Raw genomic sequence first — 3,649 nt, forward strand, 5'->3', positions numbered from 1 at the left:
CGTACCGGCAGCTGCGCGTCGGCAATCCGCTCGACGACGGCGTGCTGGTCGGTCCGCTGATCGACGGAAAGGCCTATACCAGCATGCGCGCCGCGCTGGACAAGGCGGTCACCGATGGCGGCGAATTGATCTGCGGCGGTGAGCGAGTCGAGGGGTTCGGCGACGACGCATACTATGTGCGGCCCGCCATCGTGCGCATGCCGGCCCAGACCGCGGTGGTGCGCGAGGAAACCTTCGCGCCGATCCTGTACGTGCTCACCTACGACGACTTCGACCACGCGATCACCCTGCACAACGAAGTGCCGCAAGGTCTTTCGTCCGCCGTGTTCACCACCGACCAGCGGGAGGCGGAACGCTTCCTCGCCGCCGATGGATCGGACTGCGGGATCGCCAACGTCAACATCGGCACCTCCGGCGCCGAGATCGGCGGCGCCTTCGGCGGTGAGAAGCAGACCGGCGGCGGACGTGAATCCGGCTCGGACTCCTGGAAGGCCTACATGCGCCGGGCCACCAACACGATCAACTACTCGACCGAACTCCCCCTCGCCCAGGGCATCAAGTTCGGCTGAACACCCCCCCTCCACCAGCGGATTCGGTAGTACGCTCACACTTGTGTAGTGTTGTACGTACCGACGCGGGGTGGAGCAGCTCGGTAGCTCGCTGGGCTCATAACCCAGAGGCCGCAGGTTCAAATCCTGTCCCCGCTACTGGAAGCGGCCCGGAGACAACTCCGGGCCGTTTTTCTTTGCCGGAGGGCCACGGACTGCGGCCACCGCGCCACCCGAACCAGTACGGCGCGTAGAACGGTCGGGTTCCGGATAGCGGCAGGCGCCGGGGTCGGACGATTCGCGGGACAGCGGCGGTCGAGCGGAGTGGGTCCGGCGGGACTCCGGCCGTACCTGGCGCGAGGGGTCGACGCGTCGGACCTGCACTACTCGTGCGACAGTGCGGGGGACCCGCTCCCTGCCGAACCGTGCGTGTAGAACCGTCGGATAATCCGACAGTCGACGCGGCGATTACCTACCTAAGTAGGTCGCTATTTACGACGCAGTTGCTTACGCAGAGATTGGTCGGCATACCTATCGCATGGCTCACACCCGAGCTTCGTAAGAATGATCCGGCGCCGGTACCGCAAACCCGGCGTTAAGAGATGGTTACAGCACGGTCCTGGGTTGGTGGCGCCGAGAAAGACGTGTCACGATACTTTCGAGTCACACCCGGACAATTCGTCCCGAAGCGTTTACCCAAAGGCAACGCCTGGTTCCCATCGCCGCACCGGCCTGTCTCCTTCGGCGTGTTCGATGAGGATTCGATCGCCAATGTCGGCCATCTCCGCACACCTGGGCAAGAATCTGTGAGGAATTTTCGCGTGAGTGATTTCTGGAGTGTCAGCACGTCTATGGCGTGCCTCAGTATCGGCATTTCTTTGTACGGTATCGTCGCCTATCTGGGCGGAATACTCGATGGTGACACGCGACCGCGCATCGCGTCGTGGGCGGCGTGGTGCACGGCCAACACCGTATTCGCGGTCGTGGCGTATCTCGAGGGAGCACATCTCGCCGCGGGCATCAGCGCCGCGGCGGCGGCCATGAACGCCGCGGTAATCGCGGCCGGCATAACACGTGGGTCCGGTCTGCGGCCGGAAGACAATATCGACTGGGCTTGCCTGATTTCATCGATCGCATGCGTCATGGTGACCGTCGGCGTGTCAGAGAAGGCGTTCGGCGCATTGTTCGCCGTCTGCGCAAATCTCATCGCCACCGTGCCTACGGTCCGGCACGCATGGTCCAAACCCCAGGAAGAAACCTGGCAAACATTCGCCGCGAACTCCTTCGCCAACAGCCTCGGCTTGGTCGGCGTGCTCATGGTGACCGGTTTCGAATTCGCGTCGATCGCCGGCCCGCTCATTTCCACGGTAGGCAATATCGGCTTGGTCACCCTCACCATCGGTCGTGGTCAATTCACCGATGAAGCGGTCGAACCGGTTAGAGTTGGTTGACACCGATGCGATCGATCATCTCCAATATCGGCGACTGCTTCGCCGATCCCGGTGCACTCACACCAGGGCAGGCCGAGCGCGCCGTCGGAATCCACAGCATCTGCTCCCCGCGCTGCCGTGTTCTACAGCGGGCCAAGCATGTGCTCGGTATAGCCGATCGAGACGGACCGTAGACCCCCGCCCGCCAGGCGGTCGTGACCGCCGCACGAACGTCACTCCATCTCGCGTGAGGTGTCCGGAACCATGCGTCCGGCATCGATGAGTGTTTGCCGGGCCGCCGCTTTACGCGGGCACTGATCGGCACGACATCCCCTGTGGCGCTGCATGGTCCAGTGCGCTTCGGACACACTCAGCGGATGATCGGGCGCTTCGTGCGGCCACCCGGTCGGCCGCAGCCCGACGTCCCCGGATTCGGCCTGCTCGGCGCGGAGACGCTCACGGCGGCGTTCGGCACGCCACTCGGCCTGCACGCGATCGATGATCGCCTGCGGCGATGTTTCGTCCGGCTCGGCTTCCCGCCACCAGTCAAAGCCCACCATGTCACCCCTGTCGTGTTCGTTGCTGTGGGTAGCGCCCGCCGCCGGGGTTGCCGATGCGCGGCACGGCATCAACCCGGCGGCGGGGCTGTGCAACAGCTTCCGGCGTGCGGAAGCCGGTCAGAATGCCTGGCCGCGGGCCGTTTTCGGGGAGATTCCGGGGAGAGTCGCCGATCCGGCGGTGCGGCGGAGGCTCGGCTGCGATGATTCCGCCGGAGAGGTTCGCCGAGCATGGAATGGTGGGGCATTGCGAGAACCGAACAATCAGCTCAGTGCCGCTCGAAAGCGGATTCGATCGCACACCAGCGGTCATCCGCTGTCACGCACGGAACTCGCGGAGTTGGTGAACGCCTGGGTCTTTCAAGAACGCGGACGGATAGTCCAGTTCTCCAGCAATTACATCGGCAAACTAGAACGGGGTGTGTTCCGTTGGCCCAGTGACGATTGCCGTGCTGGGCTGCGTGCCGTTCTAGGCGTGGCGACGGACGCAGAACTTGGTTTCCGGCCCCCTGACCGTGGTATCGGAGCCGCTACTATTGAGGCGGACGGCAATACGCCAACTCTGCTGCTCGTCGGAGAGGAGGTCGACGACGTGCTGCGACGTACCTTCCTGCGCAACGCATCGCTGGCCGGTGTAGGCACAGCTCTCGGCCTCGAGTTGACCAGGCACAGCCTGAATCGGCTCATGCCCGAGGGAGCAGTTACCGATATCGCGGACTGGCACGACGTCATCGTCCAATACGGCGACATATTCCGCGACAGCACAGTCATGTTGAACCGCACGTACCACATGCTGCTCACAGACATCCTGGGCATCCAATCGGCGCTCGGCCACGCCTCCAACACCGACCAGCGGGAGCTTTACAAGATCGCCGCTCTGCTCAGCCATTACATGGCTGAGACAGTTGGCGATCTCGGTCAGCGCAGCGAGGCAACACGGTGGTGGCGCACCGCCCGATACGCCGCCGACTCTTCCGGCGATCCGCACATCATGCTCTACACACGCGGGCGTGCGGCAGTTCGAGACATCTACGACGGCCGACCACCGAATCTGATCATTGATGCGGTCAATCAGACCGAGGAACTGATGGCGAAGGGGCCAGTGGCCGGCAGG

4 protein-coding genes and 1 tRNA gene are annotated in these 3,649 nt (G+C 63.9%); 4 read left to right on the plus strand and 1 reads right to left on the minus strand.

Translation table 11 applies throughout. The features are described from left to right. The 3 genes from NA4_RS26220 to NA4_RS26230 all read left to right on the plus strand — a co-directional run. Positions 1-569: aldehyde dehydrogenase family protein (locus tag NA4_RS26220; RefSeq protein ID WP_157129312.1), on the plus strand; the 569-nt coding region annotated here is incomplete at its 5' end. Positions 570-633: 64 nt separating this feature from the next. Next, a tRNA-Met gene (locus NA4_RS26225) sits at positions 634-707 on the plus strand. A gap of 662 nt (positions 708-1,369) precedes the next feature. Next, entirely contained in the window at positions 1,370-1,999 is a 630-nt protein-coding gene (locus NA4_RS26230; RefSeq protein ID WP_157129313.1) for a hypothetical protein, read from the plus strand. 212 nt (positions 2,000-2,211) lie between these two features. Here NA4_RS26230 and NA4_RS26235 read toward each other — a convergent pair whose 3' ends face one another. Further along, positions 2,212-2,538 carry a hypothetical protein gene (locus tag NA4_RS26235; protein WP_067475513.1) on the minus strand — a complete coding sequence of 109 codons (327 nt, stop codon included), beginning with the start codon at positions 2,536-2,538 and terminating at the stop codon, positions 2,212-2,214. Between the two features lie 340 nt (positions 2,539-2,878). On the opposite strand from NA4_RS26235, the gene NA4_RS26240 reads away from it, so the two are divergent. Further along, positions 2,879-3,649: hypothetical protein (locus NA4_RS26240; RefSeq protein WP_218022421.1), on the plus strand; the 771-nt coding region annotated here is incomplete at its 3' end.

It is taken from the genome of Nocardia amamiensis NBRC 102102, from assembly GCF_001612745.1.
GTDB classification, from domain to species: domain Bacteria; phylum Actinomycetota; class Actinomycetes; order Mycobacteriales; family Mycobacteriaceae; genus Nocardia; species Nocardia amamiensis.

Coding starts and splice junctions, on each gene's coding strand:
- NA4_RS26235 (WP_067475513.1), bottom strand. CDS start 2,538: ATGGTGGGCTTTGACTGGTGGCGGGAAGCCGAGCCGGACGAAACATCG.